Genomic DNA, 18,109 nt, shown 5'->3' with positions numbered 1-18,109 from the left:
GTCAGTCCTTTTCGCCGTTCTTCAGGCCGGCGGCAGACGCGGTGTCGAGGAAGAGGGTGCAGGCCGGGTGTTGCTGCAGGATAGAGGCGGGATAATCGGGCGACACCGGCCCCTCGACCGCGTGCCGCACGGCGTCGGCCTTGCGCGCGTCCGGCACGCTCACGACGAGGAGCTTCGCCTTCATGATCTGGCGAATGCTCATGGAAATCGCCCGCCGAGGCACGTCCTCGAGCGTCGGAAACCAGCCCTCGCCGAGTTGCTGGCGCCGGCAGGCCTCGTCGAGGTCGACGACGATATAGGGCGCCTCCGTTGTAAAATCCGCCGGCGGATCATTGAAAGCGAGATGGCAATTCTCGCCGATGCCGGCGAAGCACACATCCACCTCGCGCCCGGCAATCAGCCCGCCGAGGCGCTCGGCTTCGGCCCCCGGGTCCGCCGCATCCCCCACGACAGGGACGAAGGTGATCCGGCCACCGACCGGCTCGACGAAGCGCTCCTTCAGATAGCGGCGAAAGCTCGCCCCATGGGTTTCGGGCAGCCCGACATATTCGTCGAGGTGGAAGGCGGTGACGCGCGACCAGTCGATATCGCCGCGCGCCGTGAGTGCTGCGAGCATGTCGAACTGGCTCGCCCCCGTCGCGACGATGATGGTGGCGGTGCCGCGCGCCGCGATCGCCGCGACGATCGCATCGCCGCCCAGACGCGCGGCTTCGCGGCCGAGCTCGGCGGTGTCGGCTGCGATCCTGATGTCCATGGAGCGTCCTTTCAAACCATCGTCGACCAAAAAGGCTACGGCGCTTCAAAAAGGCTAGCACCAAGGCCTATCTGCTGGCCAGCCGAATTAATATCAGATCGCGTTCAAAAAACATTTGACGTCGGCTAAACGGGGCAGCACGCTGGGCGGATCAATCCAGAGGAGGCACTCATGAAGCGTGCATCATTGGCAGCCGTGATCGCGATGGCGGGCGTACTCGCTGCCGGGGCGGCGCAGGCTCAGGTCACACTACGGCTGGCGGAGAACCAGCCCGAGGACAATCCCGTCACCATCGCCATGCGCGACTTTGCCAAGCTCGTCGACCAGAAGACGAAGGGCGAGGTGAAAGTGGAGGTCTATGCGGGCGCGCAGCTCGGACAAGAGACGGAGTCGATCGAGCAGACGCAAGCCGGCATTATCGACATGGCACGCGTCAATTCCGTCGTTCTCGCCAATGTCAGCCCCTCCATGGGCGTTTTCACGCTGCCCTATATCTTTCGTGACGCGGAGCACAAGTACAAGGTGCTCGACGGCGACGTCGGCAAGGAGGTATCGGCCGATCTCGCCAAGGTCGGGCTGATCGGCTTCCCCTTCATGGAGGCGGGCACGCGCAACTTCTACACGCGCGCCGGCAAGCCGCTGAAGAGCATCGACGATCTCAAGGGCCTCAAGATCCGCGTGCAGCCGGCGCGCATCTCGACACGCATGGTCGAGCTGCTCGGCGCCACGCCGACGCCGATGAACTATGGCGAGGTGTTCTCGGCGCTGCAGACGGGCGTCATCGACGGAGCCGAGAACGACTATGTCAGCTACGTCACCTCCTCGCATTACGAGGCTGCGCCGAACCTCATCGAGGACGGGCATCTGAGCCCGCCGGCCGTGCTGGTGATGAACCAGCAGAAGTTCGAGCAGTTGTCGCCCGCGCATCAGCAGGCGATCCGCGAGGCGGCCGAAGAGGCGGCGAAGTCCGAGCGCGCCGCCATGTTCAAGGCCAATGAGGACGCCAAGGAGAAGGTGAAGGCCGCCGGCGTCACCATCGTCACGATCGACAACGAACCCTTCCGCAAGGCGGTCGAGCCGATCTACGACGAACTCCCCAACCTGAAGCCGCTGATTGCGCGGATCCAGGCCGTCAAGTGAGGTCCGCGGCAGCTTGAAGGGCGGGTCTGCAATGGAAAGGCTCGATCGCGTTATCGGCGTGGTCGACCGGGTGATGGAGATGGTCTGCCATCTCCTTCTCATCGGCATCGTCGCGGTCACAGTGCTGCAGGTCGTTCTGCGGTTCGTGCTCGACAGCCCGACGAGCTGGTCGGAGGAAGTGGCGCTGCTCCTGCTGGTGTGGTTCGGCATGATCGCCATCGCCATCGGCGTGCGCCGGCACGGGCATATCGCCATCACCACGCTTCGCGACCTGCTGCCGCCACGCCTGGCGCGCGGGATGGATCTCCTGGCAGAACTCCTGCTGCTCGGCTTCTCGTTGATGCTGCTCTGGGAAAGCCTGGCGCTCATCCGGCTCGCCGGCGTTCAGGTAATGCCGGCGACCGGCCTGTCGCGCGCCTGGCTCTACTACCCCGTCTTCGTCGGCGGCCTTCTCATGAGCGTGAATGGGATCGTCAATATTCTGACGGGGAGGCTCTCGCCGCCCCGAGGGGAGCAGCCCGCGCATGAGTAGCAACACCGTGGGCATCCTTCTCCTTATCGGCGGCTTTCTCGTCCTGATGGCGATCCGGGTGCCGATCGCCTTCGCGCTCGGCATCTCTTCGCTCGTCACCGCCTGGTATATCGGCATCCCGAGCCTGTTCGTCGCACAGCGCATGGTGAATGGCCTCTTCAGCTTCACCTTCCTCGCAGTGCCCTTCTTCATCTTGGCCGGGCAGATCATGTCCGAGGGGGGTATCTCGGAACGGCTCGTGCGCTTCGCCGACGTGCTTGTCGGCCGCTTTCGCGGCGGCCTTGCCCAGGTCAATATTGTCGCGAGCACCTTTTTCGGCGGCATTTCGGGGTCCTCGGTCGCCGATGTCGCATCGATCGGCTCCTTCCTGATCCCGGCCATGGCGAAGCGTGGCTACAAGCCCGAATATGCGGTCGCGGTGACCGTCACCTCCTCCGTGCAGGGGGTCCTTATCCCGCCCAGCCAGAACATGATCTACTACGCGCTGGCGGCAGGCGGGCTGCCGATCGGCCAGCTCTTCCTGGCGGGTTACATTCCCGGTCTACTCCTCGGCCTCGCGCTGATGCTGCTCGCTGTCGTGCTGGCCTGGCGGCAGAAGCATCCAGCCGGCGTGCGCTACGGCTGGCGCGACGGCCTGCGGACCGCGCTCGATGCCTCCATTGGGTTGTTCACGATGGTCATCATCGTCGGCGGGATTGTCGGCGGCATCTTCACCGCGACTGAATCGGCGGCGGTTGCGCTCGTCTATGCGGTTTTTGTCACGGTCTTCGTCTATCGGACGATGAACAAAGCAGCCGTCCTGCGCGTCCTGAGGGAGTCGCTCGGCACGCTCGCCATGGTGATCGCCATCATCATGACCTCATCGGCCTTCGGCTTTCTCCTCTCATATCTCAAGGTGCCGAGCCTGCTTGCGGAGGCCATCTTCATGGTCTCCCGCGAACCGTGGATCGTCCTTCTCGCCATCAATGCCCTGCTCATCATCCTCGGCATGCTGATGGACATGGGCGTGCTCATCCTCATCCTGACGCCGATCCTCCTGCCGATCGTCAAGAGCGTCGGTGTCGATCCCATTCATTTCGGGATCATCCTGCTCGTCAATCTCGGCATCGGCTTGTGCACGCCGCCGGTCGGCACCTCGCTCATCGTCGGCTGCTCCATCGCCAATACCTCGATCGAGCGCACGACGCGCACGCTCCTGCCCTTCTATGCCGCGATGATCGGCGTGCTCATGCTCATCACCTATGTTCCGGCGCTGTCCCTGGCGCTGCCGAGCTTCTTCCGATGAGCGGCGCCGCCCTGCTGCGTCACCTTCCAGAGCCGACGCCGCATGTCACCGAGCGGCTGCGCATGTTCAGCGCGATCCTCTCCGGCCAGGCAGCGTCGCGGCGTGACCTGTCCGACCAGTTCGCGCTGCGTTCGACGTCAGTGTCCGAACATGTCGGCCATCTCGTCGCCGTGGGCCTCGTGGTCGAGAGCTTGCGCCACTCCTCCGGGCGGGGACGGCCCTCGGCCGTGCTCGTGGCCAACCCGCATCGGCTGGCGGCCATCGTCTATCAGGTGGAAAGCCAGGCGATCGCCGTAAGCTGCGTCAATCTCGCCGGCCAGGTGCTGGCCCGCATCGCACGGGAGGTGCCGCCCGAGGCGGATAACCACCTGATGAGGGACCTGCTCGCCTCGCTGTTCGCCGCGGTATCGGCGCGCCTGCCCGACCCCACGGAGATTGCCGGCGTCAGCTTTTCCTTGTCAGGCGTCCTGGACGCTGCCAGGCGACGGTGGCTCTTTTCCTCGCGCTGGCCCAATCTCAGGGCCTTCGACGCGGCCGAGGCCGTGTCCGCGGCGGGTCTGCCCGTCTATGTCGCGCGCAATCTCGATCTCGAACTGTCGGCGCGGCTCGCCCACACATCCGATGTCTCCGGCGGCACGCTGCTCGTCCACTGGGGTTGGGGCATCGGCGCCGCCTATGCAGTCGATGGCATGCCGGTGAACGGCGCGGAGGGGCGCTTCGGCGAGATCGGCCATTGGCGCGTGGTCGATCGGGGCGGACCCTGCCGTTGCGGCCGCCATGGATGCCTCGAGACTGTCGCGGCGCATTGGGCGCTCAGTCCGCGGCTTGCCGAACGTTGGCAGGTGAAAGCCAATGAGGAGCAGGCTGCAGCCGCAGTCCTGCGCGATCTCGACCTTCTCGCCGAACCGGCCTTTGCCGAAGCCCTCGACGCGATGGTCATCGCTGTCGGCAATCTGTGCCGCGTGCTCTTTCCGAGACGGATCATCGTGTCCGGGCCCTTCATCGACAATGCACGGGTGTGGAGCAGCTTTCGGGAGCGCCTGGCCCGCGAGGGCGGGATGCCTGGGGTGGCACCGCCCGAAGTAACCGCCGATCAGCGCAGCCGCGAGCTCGAACGCGAAGGCGCTGCCGCCGCACCGCTGCGCGCCGGCCTGCAGCGGCTGCTGAACCAGGGGATGTAAAGCCCGGCGGCGAAGCGACCATTATCCGCCTGACGGACTATGTCGAACAGCCGTTCAGCCCCGCGTGCTGCGCAGGAACTCGGCGAGCCGCGGGCTCTTCGGATTGCCGAAGATCTCCGCTGGCGGCCCCTCCTCGGCGATGCGGCCCTGTTCCATGAAGACGACGCGGTGCGACACGTCCCGGGCGAAACGCATCTCGTGCGTGACGATCAGCAGCGTCGCGCCGTCATCCGCAAGACTTTTGATCGTGGTCAGAACTTCCTGGACGAGCTCGGGGTCGAGCGCCGACGTGACCTCGTCGAGCAGCACGAGCTTCGGGTTCATGGCGAGCGCCCGGGCGATGGCGACGCGCTGCTGCTGGCCGCCCGAGAGCTGGCTCGGATAGTGATCCATGCGCTCCGAGAGCCCCACGCGGCCGAGCCAGCGCTCGGCGATGGCGCGGGCCTCGTCCTTCGGGATCCGCCGCACCTTGCGGAGCCCGAGCATGACATTGCCGGCCGCCGTCAGGTGCGGAAAGAGGTTGAAGCTCTGGAACACCATGCCGGTCATCGCCCGTTGGCGCGACAGCTCACGGTCCGGCAGCCGCTTGCGCCGGCTGCCTTGGGCGCGGTAGCCGATGGTCTCTCCGTCGAGCTGGATTTCGCCGCCCTCGAATTCCTCGAGCAGATTAACGCAGCGCAGCAGGGTCGTCTTTCCCGAGCCGCTCGAGCCGATGATGGAAACGACTTCCCGCTCGGCCACCTCGAGGTCGACGCCCTTCAGCACCTCGACGTCGTGGAAGCGCTTCGTGAGCGCCCGAATCTGAAGAAGATGAGCCATGAGAAATCCTCAGCGCCAGGCGACACGGCGTTCGATGAGCCGGCCGAGGCGCTCGATGGCGAAGTTCATGATGAAGTAGAGGCAGCCGGCCAGCAGGTAGAACTGCAGCGTCATGAAGTTGCGGCCGATGATTTCCTGCGTCTTGAGCAGCAGTTCACCGACACCGATGATGGACAACAGGGTGGAGGCCTTGACGAGTTCCACGCCGGTGTTGATCCAGGTCGGCAGAATCTGGCGCATGACCTGCGGCAGGAGAACATAGGCCAGGAGCTGCGGGAATGTGAGGCCGATGCTCCTCCCGGCCTCCGTCTGGCCGCGCGGGATGGATTGGAGCGCGCCGCGGATGATCTCCCCCATATGCGCCCCGCAGAACAGCGACAGGGCCAGAAGACCCGCCCCGAAGGCGTCGAGTTGAATACCGGCGAGCGTCAGGACGTAAAAGGAGGCGAGGATCAAAACGAGCACGGGCGTGCCGCGCATGACATCGACGTAGATGCGGCACAGGACGCGCAGGACCACATGACCGTAGACGAGCAGGATGCCGACGGCGACGCCGAGCACGGTGCCGATGACGATCGAGGCGGCGGACACCTCGACGGTTCGCAGGAAGCCTTCGAGCAGGGCGTCACGAGCCTTCCAGAGCTCGATGAGAAAGGGCTCCATGGTGCCTCTCAGAACTTCGGAAAGAGCCGCTCGAGGCGGCGAAGCCCGGCGGCGATGATGAGGCAGGTGGCGATATAGAGCCCGCTCGTGACCATCCAGGTCTCGATCACCCGGAAGCTCTCGACATTGATCTTGCGCGCCTGGAACGTGAGCTCCGGAATGGCGATGGCGGCGGCGATCGATGTGTCCTTGAACAAGGAAATGAAGGTGCTGCCAAGCGCCGGCAGCGCATTGCGCAGCATGATCGGGGTGACGACGTAGAGACTGGTCTGCACGCGCGTGAGGCCGATGGCGCGGGCCGCCTCCACCACCCCTTTCGGCACGGCGACGAGACCGGCCCGGAACACTTCCGTCAGGTAGGCGGCCGAGTAGATCGCCAGCGAACCGATGAAGCTGTCGATCTTGTCGAGCCTGATCCCGAGCTGCGGAAGGGCGAAATAAGCCATGAGCACGATGATCAGAATGGGCGTGTTGCGCACGATGGCCACATAGCCGGCCACCACGGCGCGGCCAAGTCGCGAGGGCCCGACGGCCACGAAGGCGAGGACGAGCCCGGCGACCGCGCCGATGGCGACGGCCACCAGCGCAAGGCCGAGGCCGAGGGCGAGCCCCGACAGGAGGTTGTCGAAGTTCGCCCAGACGACGCCGAAATTGAGCGTATAGCCCATGCCCGCGCCCGGACGCTCAGCGCATTTCGGACGGGAAGCCGATCTTGGGCTCGGGCGGGGCCTCGCCGAACCAACGCTCGAACGCCGCCTTGTAGGCCGGGAATTCGACGCCGTTCATGGCCTCGCGCAGGCTCGTGTTGACGAATTCGAGCCAGTCCGGGTCGCCTCTCTTCACCGCGCAGGCATAGGTCTGCGGGTTCCAGGCATAGCCTGCGTCGACGTAGCGGTCCGGGTTCTGCTTCATGAAGTACCGCAGGGACGATGCATCGGTCGCTGCCGCATCCGCCCGTCCCGAATTGAGCGCCTGGTACATGATATCGACACTGTCGTACTGGTCGACCTTCGCTTGCGGCAGAGCCTGATGCACCATTTCCTCGGCATAGACGTTCTGCAGCACGGCCACGGTGATGCCATCGCCCGCCCCCTTCAGGGCGTCGTAGTTAGCGTATTTGCCGCCCTTGAGGAGCAGCAGGCCGACGCCCTCGCGATAATAGGGCACGGTGAAGGCGACCTGCTGGGCACGGGCCGCGGTCACGGTCATGAACTGGCAGGTGATATCCACCTTGTCGGTGGTGATATTCGGAATACGCGCATCCGACGCCTGAACGACGAACTCGACCTTCTCGGGATCGTTGAACAAGCCCTTGGCGATGATCTTGGCGACGTCGATATCGAAGCCGGCAAAATTGCCCTTGTCGTCCCGGAAGTGCCAGGGCGGGTTGGTGCTTCCCGTGCCCACCACAAGCTTGCCGCGCTGGAGCACGTCCTGCAGCTTGTCTGCCTGTGCCGCGCCGGCAGATCCCGCAACGGCGAGCAGAACGCCGAGCCCCATCGCCCACTGATGCTTGGCCAACATCGTCCGATCCCCTCGTACCTTCGTGCCGCTCGGCACAACTCCTTTTCGTCTGAAATATCGGACTGTAATCTCGTATTTCAGACGGTCCGGACGCTAGACGGATCGGCGGGCGCATGCAAGAGGTCGCCGATGCCGCGACCAGGAGATGCCGGATGGACAGCCGAACCGATCGCACGAGGTTGATGGACGAGCTCGGCACCCGCAAGGGAGGCGCGGCTCCCGAGGGACGGGACCGGCAACGCGGCATCGACCGGGCGATCGCGCTCATGGAGGCCCTGCTCAGGCAGCGCGCGCCGACGCGGATCGGCGAACTCGCGCGGCTGATCAACGCACCGCGCTCGACGGCCTACGAGATCGTCAAACGCCTGGTGGAGGCCGACATCCTGGATGTCGTGAGTGATGACGGGCGGGTCTATTTCGGCCGCGCGATGCACCTCTTTGGCCGCGCCTATGCCGATGCCAACCCTTTCTATCGCCGTGCCCGCGAGGTGCTGGAGCGGCTCGCCGCCGAGACGGGCGCGACGACGCAGCTCTGCGCGCTCAGGGGCAACAAATACGTGGTCGTGGATTCGCGCGACGGCCCCGCCCTTTTCCGTATCACGGTCGATATCGGTGCGGAGGTCCCGATCCCGTGGACGGCGTCGGGACGCCTGCTGCTCGGCCATATGACGGCGGATGAAATCCGCGACTTCGTCCCGCGCGAGGATTATCGCCTGCCGGACGGGCGGGTGCTCTCCGTCGATGAATTCGTCACGGACGTGATGCGCGCGACCGAGGCCGGCCGCTGCGCCACCACCGGTCTTGCAGATCGCTTCACCTGGTGCCTGGCAGCGCCCATTCGCGACCGCCGCAACGTGACGATCTCGACGCTCTGCTTCGTCGTTCCCGCCGATACCGACGAGGCGCGAAGGGAGCAGCTGCTCGACCTTCTCGCTTCCGCCGCGGAAGCACTGTCGGACCACCCTTGATGGCGTGGACGCGGGGGCGCCGGCCGGACGCTAGATCGCGGACGTAAAGGTCTCGCCCCATTTCCCATCGGGCACCACGACCAATTTGCCGACGAAGCCTTTGGCGGTGAAGTCCCGCTGCGCGCGATGGAAGTGGGAGAGCTTGTAGACGCCGCCGAGCAGCGGCTTCAGCTGGCCCTCCTCGATATAGCGCACGAGCCGCCGGAAGGCGCCACGCGTGCCCTGGGATGATCCGTGCAGCTCGAGATGTTTCAGATACATGGTCCGCAGATCGAGCTGAACCACGGGGCCGCCGATGGCGCCGGCGGTCGTATAGCGCCCTTCCGGACGCAGGATGCGCAGGAGGTCGTTGAACATCGGCCCGCCGACGAGATCGGCAACCACATCGATCGGCTCGCCTGCGGTCGCCTGCGCGACGGCGGCGGCAAGATCCGCGACACCGCGCGTGATCACCGCCTCGGCGCCGATGGCGGCGACCGCCGCCTCCTTGCCAGCGCCGACCACCGCATAGGGAATGGCGCCGCGCGCCCGGCAGAGCTGGACGAGACCCGAGCCGACGCCTCCCGAGGCGCCGGTGATCAGGACCCGCTCGCCGGCGGCGACCCGTGCCCGGTCGAGCATATGCTCGCCCGTGAGATAGGCGCAGCAGAAGGTGGCAAGCTCGGCATCCGTAAGAGCGGTGCGCACGACATGCGCGTTCTCGGCCGGCAGCGTCATGTATTCGGCATAGCCGCCGTCACGGCCATGGCCGATGTAGTCGATCTCGGCGAGGCTGTCGTCCTCGGCATTATAGATCGAGAAATCGACCATCACCCGCTCGCCGATGCGGCTTTCCGGCACGCCCGGCCCCACCGCGACGATGCGCCCGACCGTATCGGCGCCCTGGATGCGCGGGAAGGTCAGCGTCGGTTCGGACCCGCGATGGCGCCAGCTCGAAACGGCGCCCGCATCCGCCTCCGTGCCATAGGCGCCCTCGCGCACCCACACATCGGTGTTGTTCATGCCGCAGGCGCTCACCTCGACGAGCACCTCGCCGGGTGCCGGCCGTGGCACCGGGACATCGGTGCGGTAGACGAGCTTGTCGGGACCGCCGTGCCGCGTCAGGAGCACAGCGCACATCGCGTCGGGAACGGCCGCGGACATCACTTCCTCATCGTTCAACGGTACGGTTTCGGGCGGTTCAGGCGGCGAGCAATTGCTCGGCCGGGGAGTAAGGCAGCCGGTGCGCCTCCGCCACCGGGGCACAGGCGATGCGGCCGTCGTGCACATTGAGGCCAGCCCGGAGATGCGGATCCTCCACCAGCGCCCGCCGCCAACCTTTGTTGGCGAGCGCCAGCACGAACGGCAAGGTCGCATTGTTGAGCGCGAGCGTGGAGGTTCGCGCCACCGCGCCCGGCATATTGGCCACACAATAGTGCACGATCCCATCGACGATGTAGGTCGGCGCCGAATGGGTGGTCGGCCGTGAGGTCTCGCAGCAGCCGCCCTGGTCGATGGCGACGTCGACGATAACAGCGCCGGGCTTCATGGCCGCGAGCATGTCGCGGGTCACGAGCTTCGGCGCGGTGGCACCCGGCACGAGCACGCAGCCGACGAGGAGATCGGCGCCGCGAGCAAGATCCGCGACGGTACCGCGCGTCGAGAAGACCGTGCGCACGCGGCCATCGAACTGAACGGCGAGGCGGCGCAATACCTCGGGCGAGCGGTCGACGACCGTGACGTCGGCACCCATGCCGAGCGCGATCGTCGTCGCATGTGTGCCGGAGACGCCGCCGCCTAGCACCACGACCATCGCCGGCGGCACGCCCGGCACACCGCCGAGCAGCACGCCGCGCCCGCCCTGCGGCCGCTCCAGGCAATGGGCGCCGACCTGGGGCGCCAGACGCCCCGCGACCTCGGACATCGGCGTCAGGAGCGGCAGGCCGCCATGAGGCGAGGTCACCGTCTCATAGGCGATGCAGGTGGCGCCGGAAGCAAGCAGGTCGTGTGTCTGCTCAGTGTCAGGCGCGAGGTGGAGATAGGTGAAGAGCACCTGCCCGCGCGAGAGCTTGCGGCGCTCGGCAGCCAGCGGCTCCTTCACCTTCACGACGAGTTCGCTGGATGACCAGACCTCCTCCGCCGAGGGGGCGATGACCGCCCCTGTGGCCTCGTAATCCGCATCGGCCATGCCGGCGCCGACGCCGGCCCCAGTTTCGACGAGAACCTCGTGGCCGTCGCGGACGAGCTCGGCCGCCGCCCCCGGCACGAGGCCGACCCGAGCCTCGTCCGGCTTGATCTCCTTGGGAACGCCGACACGCATGATGAGCCCTCCAACTCAGAGCGTTGCAGCCACAGCCGTGAGCGCGTCCTTCGTCGCGCCGACGATGATATCCGCCTCCTCGCGCGTGAGACACAGCGGGGGCGCGAAGCCGATGATATCACCCTGCGGCATGGCGCGGGCGATGACGCCGCGCTCCAGCATGGCGGCGACAACACGCGGGCCGACTTTCTGCTCGGGCGCGAAGAACTGCCGGTCGGCCTTGTCGGCCACGAGCTCAACGGCGGCGAGAAGTCCCTCCCCGCGCACTTCGCCGACATTTGGATGGTCGGCGACGGCCTGCGCGAGCGCCTGGCGGAAATAGGCGCCGACCTCGCGGGTATTGGCGATAAGCCCGAGCTTGTCGATCAGTTCGAGATTGGCAACGCCCGCCGCCGCGCAGAGCGGATGCGACGAATAGGTCCAGCCGTGGCCGATGGGGCCGAGCTTGTCGGAGCCTTCCTCCAGGACACGCCAGACATGCTCGGCGACGATCACGCCGGAGAGCGGCGCATAAGCCGAGGTGAGGCCCTTGGCGATGGTGATGAAGTCCGGCTTCAATCCGTAGTGATGGGCGCCAAACATCGAGCCGAGGCGGCCGAAGCCGGTGATGACCTCGTCGGCGATGAAGAGGATCTCGTATTTGGCGAGAACCGCCTGGATCTTCTCCCAGTAGCCCTGCGGCGGCGGCACGATGCCGCCGGTGCCGAGCACCGGCTCGCCGATGAAGGCCGCGACCGTCTCCGGCCCTTCGGCCAGGATCATCTCCTCGAGCTTGTCGGCGCAGAATTGCGCGAAGGCTTCCTCGCTCAAGGAGCGGTCTTCGCGGCGGAAATAATAGGGCATCTCCGTGTGCAGGACCGGCGGACGCGGCAGATCGAAAGCATTGTGGAAGCCGGCGAGCCCGGTGAGGCTGCCGGTCATCACGCCCGAACCGTGATAGCCGCGCCAGCGGGAGATGATCTTCTTCTTCTCCGGCCGGCCGCGCACGTTGTTGTAGTACCAGATGAGCTTGATATTGGTCTCGTTGGCGTCCGATCCCGACAGGCCGAAATAGACGCGGCTCATGCCGGCGGGCGCGCGGTCGATGATCATCTTGGCGAGGCGGATCGACGGCTCGGTGCCGTGGCCGACATAGGCGTGATAGTAGGGCAGCTTGTAGGCCTGCTCGGCGATGGCATCGGCGATCTCGCGCCGGCCGTAGCCGACATTCACGCAATAGAGCCCGGCGAAGGCATCGAGGCTGCGCCGCCCGTCCCGATCGACGATATAGACGCCCTCCCCGCCTTCCATGACGCGCGTCGGCAGTTCGCCGCGCGCATGGGCGGCCATATGGGTCGAGGGATGAAAGAAGTGGTCGCGGTCCCAGGCGGTCAGGTCGTTGCTGCGGTCGAGCATGGCGTGTCCTCGGTAATGGGCGGAAAGGTCAGGCGACGTCCAGGCAGAGATATTTGAGCTCCGTGAAAGCCTCGATGCCGTGACGCGAACCCTCGCGGCCGAGGCCCGACTGTTTGACGCCGCCGAAGGGGATGGGCGCGCCGGTGATCTTCACCCGGTTGACGGCAACCATGCCATAGTCGAGCGCACGACCGAGGCGCAGCATACGCGCGCCGTCACGGGTGACGACATAGGCGACGAGACCATAGTCGGTTGCATTGGCGCGGGCGATGGCCTCCGCCTCGCTGTCGAAAGGCGCCACGGCCGCGACGGGCCCAAACGTCTCCTCGCGCATGATGAGCGCCTCGTCCGGCACATCGACGAGCAGCGTCGGCTGATAGAAAAGCGGTCCCGCGGGATGGGCTCCGCCGGCGAGACGGCGCGCGCCGCGCGACAGCGCATCAGTGACCTGCGCCTCCACCTTGGCGAGCGCGCGTTCGTGCATCAGCGGGCCGATTTCCACGTCGGGCGCAAGGCCCGGCCCGACTTTCAGCCCCCGGATGCGCGCGGCGAAGGCTTCGCAGAAGGCGTTATAGATCGGCCGCTCGACATAGATGCGGTTGGCGGCGAGGCAGTCCTGGCCGGAGGTCGCGAATTTGGCGTCGATCGCGATCTCAACCGCACGGTCGAGGTCCGCATCGGCGAAGACGAGGAGTGGCGCATGGCCGCCGAGCTCCATGACGAGCCGCTTCATGCTGGCGGCCGAGCGTGCCGCGACCTGCCGGCCGATCTCCGTCGAGCCGGTGAAGCTGAGCGCCCGCACGCGCATGTCGTCGCACAAGCGCCCGACGATGGCTTCGGCATCGCCGGTGACCACGTTGAAGACGCCGGCCGGCAGCCCGGCGCGCTCGGCGAGTTCGGCGAGCGCCAGCGCCGAGAGCGGCGTATAGGACGAGGGATGAGCCACCACCGTGCAGCCGGCGGCCAGTGCGGCGGCTGCCTTGCGCGTCAGCATGGCGGAGGGGAAGTTCCAGGGTGTTGCCACGCCGACCACGCCGAGCGGCTCGCGGCGGACCAGCATTTCGGCGCCGGCGAGATGGCTCGTCACCGACTCGACATTGAGCCGTTTCGCTTCCTCGGCATACCACTCGACGAACGAGGCGGCGTAGTCGATTTCGCCACGCGCCTCGGCGAGCGGCTTTCCCTGTTCGAGGGTCATGAGCAGGGCGAGGTCTTCGCGGGCGGCGAGGATCAGCTCGTACCAGGCGCGCAGCCGGGCGGCGCGCGCCTGCGGCAGGAGGCCGGCCCAGGTGGGAAATGCGCGCGCGGCGGCGGCGATCGCCTCGCCCGCCTCCTCTGCACCGAGTGCGGCAATCCAGGCGAGTGCGGCGCCATTGGCCGGGTCACGGATCTCCACGACGGCGCCGTCGCCGCCGGCCGTCCATTTGCCGTCGACATAGGCGAGTTCGCGCAGGAGGCGGCGGTCGGCGAGCCGGGCGAGATCCGGATGGCGTTCGGGGCGTCCGAAATGGGCGGTCATGGATGAGGCTCCCTCGGCTGAAGCGCAGGGCCGATCGACCTCACTTTACGTTGGGCCGCGCGGAGAATGAGACCAAACTCCGCCGCCGGAACGGACCATCTATCGCCGCAACGGCCGATCCGCAGAGATAATCTCCGCGGACGAGGGCTCAAACCGTTTCGGCGGCGACCACCAGCGCGGCGAGCGGCATGGCCGGTTCGTCCTTCACCGTCTTGGTCACGATATAGGTGAAATACCGATCGATGCCGATCTCGCGCGCCAGGAGATCATCGACCAGCCGCTGGTAAGCATCGATATCCCGGGCGACGACCTTGACGAGATAGTCGACGCCGCCGCCGACGGACCAGCAGGCGACGATCTCAGGGATGTCCCTCACCGCCCGCTCGAAGCGGTCGAAATCGGCCTGACGATGAGCGCCGAGCGTCACTTCCATGAAGACGAGGGCGATAGGCGCAATGAGGCGCAGTGCCAGCCGCGCGTGATAACCGGAGATGATGCCCGCCTCCTCGAGGCGCTTCAGCCGCGTCCAGCACGGGGTCGGCGACAGGCCGACCCGCTCGGCGAGCGCGAGTTTCGTGATCCGGCCTTCCCGCTGGATCGCAGCAAGGATGCGCAGATCGGTCGCGTCGAGCTTGATCGGCGGCGGCATGGCGGCGATCCACTTGTTTTCCGTCGTGGCGGACCATGCCTCGGTGGCTTTCCGATTGTCAATTGCACTGATTTTAAGCATGAGTTGTCGCATGACAATGTGGCGCCCCGATCCGAATTCACTGAGCCGTCCGACCTATCTGTCGCTCGCCGACCAGATTGCCCGGGCGATCGCCGATGGGCGGCTGGGGCCGCAGGCCCGTCTTCCCACGCACCGGCAACTGGCGGAAGAACTTGGGTTGGCGACGCAGACCGTCAGCCGCGCTTATGAGGAGCTCAGCCGGCGCGGGCTCATCTCGGGCGAGATCGGCCGGGGAAGCTTCGTGCGGCCGCCGCAACGCGAGCCGGACCCGCCCTATATCCCGGAGCGGCTCGGCGAAGTCATCGACCTCTCGATCCTGAAGCCGGTCTGCGAGATCATGCATCTCGAGCGCATGAAGGCGGCGCTCGCCGATCTCGCCAAGACCCTGCCGGCGAGCGCCGTCCTGTCGTTCCGGCCGAATGTCGTTTTCCCGCGTCATCGGGCTGTGGCTGTCGACTGGCTGCGAACCTGCGGCCTCCAGGCGGCCGCCGGTAATGTCACCCTGACGAATGGCGCGACGGCGGGCATGACCATCGCGCTGATGACGGTCGCGCCGCCGGGCTCGGCGGTGGTGACGGAGGAAATCGGTCATCACACGCTGGTGCCGCTGTCGTCCTATCTCGGCCTGAAGCTGCGTGGCCTCCCCATCGACGCGGAGGGCATCCTGCCCGACGCGCTCGATCAGGCTTGCCGCGCAGGCGATGTGCGCGCCGTCTTCGTGCAGCCCACGGCGATCAGCCCGACCGCTACCTTGATGGGGCAGGCGCGCCGGGCGGCCATCGCCGAAGTGGCCCGGCGGCACGGCATCGCCATTATCGAGAACGACGTTCTCGGACCTCTCGTCGAGACCCGTCCCCCGCCGATCGCCGCGCTCGCGCCCGAGCGCACGCTCTATGTGACGAGCTTTACGAAATGCGTCATTCCGGGCCTGCGCATCGGCTATCTGGTGGTGCCGGATCGGCTGGTGCCGGCGGTTGCCAACCGCCATCTCGTCACCAATTGGATGGCTGCGCCGCTCTTGGCCGAGCTCGCCACGCGCTGGGTCGAGGATGGCACGGCGACCGAGCTCATGCTGTGGCAGCGCGGGGCCATTCGGCACCGCCACGCCCTCGCCGCGGAGATGCTGGCCGGCATCGCCTATCGGCATCAGCCGGAGAGCCTGCATCTCTGGCTGCCCCTCGCCGCCGAACGATCGGAAGAGGAGTTCGTGTCGCACGCCCGCCTGCAGGGGGTGGCGATCGCACCAGGGGCCTCCTTCTTCACGACGCCGGACGTGCATCATCCAGCCGTGCGCATTTCGGTCGGCTCGACCACCGAAGGCGAGTTGCGCGCCGGACTGGCGGTCGTCGCAAATCTCCTCCACGCGGATCCCGAGCCGGTGCTGCTCGCCATCTGACCGCCACGCGCGGACAGCACAGCGAGGAAAGCAAGCAAGACACACTCAAATTGTATTGAATTTATTTTCAAATTGACATGATTTAGGACCTCTCCCATCGTTACCCGATCTGCCGATGTCGCAACCAGGGGGCGACGTGACCGAGCCGATCATCGAATTCGACCGTGTCTCCAAGAGCTTCGGCGCCTTCACCTGCCTGAGCGAGCTCTCCTTTTCCGTCGCGCCGGGCGAAAAGCTCGCTCTCATCGGCCCGTCGGGATCGGGAAAGACGACGATCCTCAGAATACTGATGACGCTCGAATCGATCGATGGCGGGCATATCCGCATCGACGGCGAAGATCTCTTCGAGATGAAGCGCGACGGCGCCGCGAAGCCCGCCGACGAGCGCCACCTGCACAGGATGCGCGCCAAGATCGGCATGGTCTTCCAGCTGTTCAACCTGTTTCCGCATAAATGCGTGCTCGACAATGTGACGCTCGCGCCGGTGCTGACGCAGGGCGTCAAGCGCGCCGATGCGGAACGCCGGGCCATGGAGCTGCTCGACATGGTTGGCATGGCGGACAAGGCCAAGGCCATGCCTTCGCAACTCTCCGGCGGCCAGAAGCAGCGCGCCGCCATTGCTCGCGCGCTCGCCCTCCAGCCCAAGGTGATGCTGTTCGACGAGGTGACCTCGGCGCTCGATCCGGAGCTCGTCGAGGAAGTGCTCAATGTCATGCGCAGGCTCGGCCGCGAGACCGACATGACGATGCTGCTCGTCACCCACGAGATGAGCTTTGCCCATGATTTCGCCGATCGGGTTCTCTTCTTCGATGCCGGCCGCATCATCGAGGATGGCCCGCCCGACGCCATCTTCAGCAGTCCGAAGGAGGAGCGCACGCGCACCTTCCTCAAGAAGATCATCGCCGCCGGCCAACGTGTCTGACGGTGACGCGGCACAAATGAACCAGAGGAGAAGACCATGATCAGACAGAACGGATCGCGACGACTGCGCTTTGCGATACTCGCCGCAACGCTCGCGACCGCGGTCGCTGGCGCGACCGGTCCGGCTTCGGCCCAAGACACGCTGAATGCCCTGAAAGAGCAGGGCTTCGTGCGTATCGGCATCGCCAACGAGCCACCCTATACGGCGGTGAAGCCCGACGGCACGGTGACAGGCGCAGCGCCCGAGGTTGCCCGCGCCGTCTTCAAGCGCCTCGGCATCCCCGACGTCGTCGCCTCCATCTCCGAATACGGCGCCATGATCCCGGGCCTGCAAGCCAAGCGCTTCGATGCGGTGACGGCCGGCCTCTTCATGAAGCCGGAGCGCTGCCGGGCGGTCGCCTATTCCGAACCGATCCTGTGCGACGCCGAAGCCATGGCCGTGAAGAAGGGCAATCCGCTCAGCCTCGCGAGCTATGAGGACGTTGCCAAGAATCCGAAGGCGCGGATCGGCGCGCCGGGCGGCGGCACCGAGGAGAGGCTCGCGCTCCAGGCCGGTGTGCCGCGCGACCGCGTGATCGTCGTGCCGGACGGCCAGAGCGGCATCAAGATGCTGCAGGACGGCCGCATCGATGCCTATTCGCTGCCGGTGCTGTCGATCAACGACCTGCTCAAGAAGGCGAACGACCCGGGGCTGGAGACCATCGCCCCCGTCAGAGGCGCGCCGGTCTATTGCGACGGTGCCGCCTTCCGCAAGAACGACACGGCGCTCCGCGATGCCTTCGACAAGGAGCTCGCCGCAATCAAGGAATCCGGCGAATTTGCCAAGATCGTCGAGCCCTACGGCTTCTCGGCGAAGGCCGCCATGAGCACCAATCGCGACAAGCTCTGCACGGCGTCGCAGTGAGGATTGCGCCTCACCATCCTCCCCTCGAGGGGAAGGGTCGGCGCGCCGAAGGCAAGCCGGGTGGGGTGAATGACGCCCC

General features: G+C 66.3%; 18 protein-coding genes. 8 read left to right on the top strand and 10 right to left on the bottom strand.

From position 1 onward, the window contains the following. Position 1 precedes the first annotated feature (1 nt). Positions 2–754, bottom strand: coding sequence for a glucosamine-6-phosphate deaminase (locus tag ACFQU1_RS09900; RefSeq protein ID WP_378131904.1), 753 nt, complete (start codon positions 752–754; stop codon positions 2–4). A gap of 171 nt (positions 755–925) precedes the next feature. Between ACFQU1_RS09900 and ACFQU1_RS09895 the strand changes: the two genes are divergently transcribed. The 4 genes from ACFQU1_RS09895 to ACFQU1_RS09880 are packed head-to-tail and all read left to right on the top strand — an operon-like array spanning position 926 to position 4,892. After that, the gene (locus ACFQU1_RS09895) at positions 926–1,894 is read left to right on the top strand and encodes a TRAP transporter substrate-binding protein (RefSeq protein WP_378131902.1); all 969 of its coding nucleotides are present in this window, start codon (positions 926–928) and stop codon (positions 1,892–1,894) included. A 31-nt stretch (positions 1,895–1,925) separates the two neighbouring features. Next, positions 1,926–2,426 carry a TRAP transporter small permease gene (locus tag ACFQU1_RS09890; protein WP_378131900.1) on the top strand — a complete coding sequence of 167 codons (501 nt, stop codon included), beginning with the start codon at positions 1,926–1,928 and terminating at the stop codon, positions 2,424–2,426. After that, positions 2,419–3,711 (top strand): TRAP transporter large permease, encoded by a 1,293-nt coding sequence (locus ACFQU1_RS09885; RefSeq protein WP_378131898.1) that lies wholly within the window; start codon positions 2,419–2,421, stop codon positions 3,709–3,711. The genes ACFQU1_RS09890 and ACFQU1_RS09885 overlap by 8 nt, the downstream gene beginning before the upstream one ends. Continuing rightward, a complete protein-coding gene (locus ACFQU1_RS09880; protein WP_378131896.1) occupies positions 3,708–4,892 on the top strand; it encodes an ROK family protein in 1,185 nt (394 codons plus the stop codon). The genes ACFQU1_RS09885 and ACFQU1_RS09880 overlap by 4 nt, the downstream gene beginning before the upstream one ends. 54 nt (positions 4,893–4,946) lie before the next feature. Here the strand turns inward: ACFQU1_RS09880 and ACFQU1_RS09875 are convergent, their stop codons facing one another. The 4 genes from ACFQU1_RS09875 to ACFQU1_RS09860 are packed head-to-tail and all read right to left on the bottom strand — an operon-like array spanning position 4,947 to position 7,898. After that, positions 4,947–5,711, bottom strand: a complete 765-nt coding sequence (locus tag ACFQU1_RS09875) for an amino acid ABC transporter ATP-binding protein (RefSeq protein WP_378131894.1) — start codon at positions 5,709–5,711, stop codon at positions 4,947–4,949. 9 nt (positions 5,712–5,720) lie between these two features. Next, complete coding sequence (locus tag ACFQU1_RS09870) at positions 5,721–6,374, bottom strand: amino acid ABC transporter permease (protein WP_378131892.1); 654 nt, start codon at positions 6,372–6,374, stop codon at positions 5,721–5,723. Positions 6,375–6,382: 8 nt separating this feature from the next. Next, complete coding sequence (locus ACFQU1_RS09865; RefSeq protein ID WP_378131890.1) at positions 6,383–7,042, bottom strand: amino acid ABC transporter permease; 660 nt, start codon at positions 7,040–7,042, stop codon at positions 6,383–6,385. Between the two features lie 16 nt (positions 7,043–7,058). Next, a complete protein-coding gene (locus tag ACFQU1_RS09860) occupies positions 7,059–7,898 on the bottom strand; it encodes a transporter substrate-binding domain-containing protein (protein ID WP_378131888.1) in 840 nt (279 codons plus the stop codon). Positions 7,899–8,050: 152 nt separating this feature from the next. Between ACFQU1_RS09860 and ACFQU1_RS09855 the strand changes: the two genes are divergently transcribed. Further along, entirely contained in the window at positions 8,051–8,866 is an 816-nt protein-coding gene (locus tag ACFQU1_RS09855; protein ID WP_378131886.1) for an IclR family transcriptional regulator, read from the top strand. Positions 8,867–8,896: 30 nt separating this feature from the next. On the opposite strand, the gene ACFQU1_RS09850 is transcribed toward ACFQU1_RS09855, so the two are convergent. From ACFQU1_RS09850 to ACFQU1_RS09830, 5 genes are all read right to left on the bottom strand, one after another. Continuing rightward, positions 8,897–10,009: an alcohol dehydrogenase family protein gene (locus ACFQU1_RS09850; RefSeq protein ID WP_378131884.1), complete on the bottom strand. Its 1,113-nt coding sequence runs from the start codon at positions 10,007–10,009 to the stop codon at positions 8,897–8,899. Positions 10,010–10,046: 37 nt separating this feature from the next. Then, entirely contained in the window at positions 10,047–11,165 is a 1,119-nt protein-coding gene (gene ald, locus ACFQU1_RS09845) for an alanine dehydrogenase (RefSeq protein WP_378131882.1), read from the bottom strand. 15 nt (positions 11,166–11,180) lie between these two features. Beyond that, positions 11,181–12,560 (bottom strand): aspartate aminotransferase family protein, encoded by a 1,380-nt coding sequence (locus ACFQU1_RS09840; protein ID WP_378131880.1) that lies wholly within the window; start codon positions 12,558–12,560, stop codon positions 11,181–11,183. 28 nt (positions 12,561–12,588) lie between these two features. Beyond that, complete coding sequence (locus ACFQU1_RS09835) at positions 12,589–14,079, bottom strand: NAD-dependent succinate-semialdehyde dehydrogenase (RefSeq protein WP_378131878.1); 1,491 nt, start codon at positions 14,077–14,079, stop codon at positions 12,589–12,591. A gap of 148 nt (positions 14,080–14,227) precedes the next feature. After that, complete coding sequence (locus tag ACFQU1_RS09830; RefSeq protein ID WP_378131876.1) at positions 14,228–14,728, bottom strand: Lrp/AsnC family transcriptional regulator; 501 nt, start codon at positions 14,726–14,728, stop codon at positions 14,228–14,230. A gap of 91 nt (positions 14,729–14,819) precedes the next feature. Between ACFQU1_RS09830 and ACFQU1_RS09825 the strand changes: the two genes are divergently transcribed. The 3 genes from ACFQU1_RS09825 to ehuB all read left to right on the top strand — a co-directional run bounded on the left by ACFQU1_RS09825 (position 14,820) and on the right by ehuB (position 18,030). Then, positions 14,820–16,205 (top strand): PLP-dependent aminotransferase family protein, encoded by a 1,386-nt coding sequence (locus ACFQU1_RS09825; RefSeq protein WP_378131873.1) that lies wholly within the window; start codon positions 14,820–14,822, stop codon positions 16,203–16,205. A gap of 136 nt (positions 16,206–16,341) precedes the next feature. Further along, positions 16,342–17,127, top strand: coding sequence for an ectoine/hydroxyectoine ABC transporter ATP-binding protein EhuA (gene ehuA / locus ACFQU1_RS09820; RefSeq protein ID WP_378132102.1), 786 nt, complete (start codon positions 16,342–16,344; stop codon positions 17,125–17,127). Between the two features lie 36 nt (positions 17,128–17,163). Continuing rightward, a complete protein-coding gene (ehuB, locus tag ACFQU1_RS09815) occupies positions 17,164–18,030 on the top strand; it encodes an ectoine/hydroxyectoine ABC transporter substrate-binding protein EhuB (RefSeq protein WP_378131871.1) in 867 nt (288 codons plus the stop codon). Positions 18,031–18,109: the final 79 nt, after the last annotated feature.

Source organism: Chelatococcus sp. GCM10030263, assembly GCF_042666455.1.
Lineage (GTDB): Bacteria > Pseudomonadota > Alphaproteobacteria > Rhizobiales > Beijerinckiaceae > Chelatococcus.
Note: the sequence above shows the minus strand (reverse complement) of the source record. Positions and strands in the feature narration are given on the sequence as shown.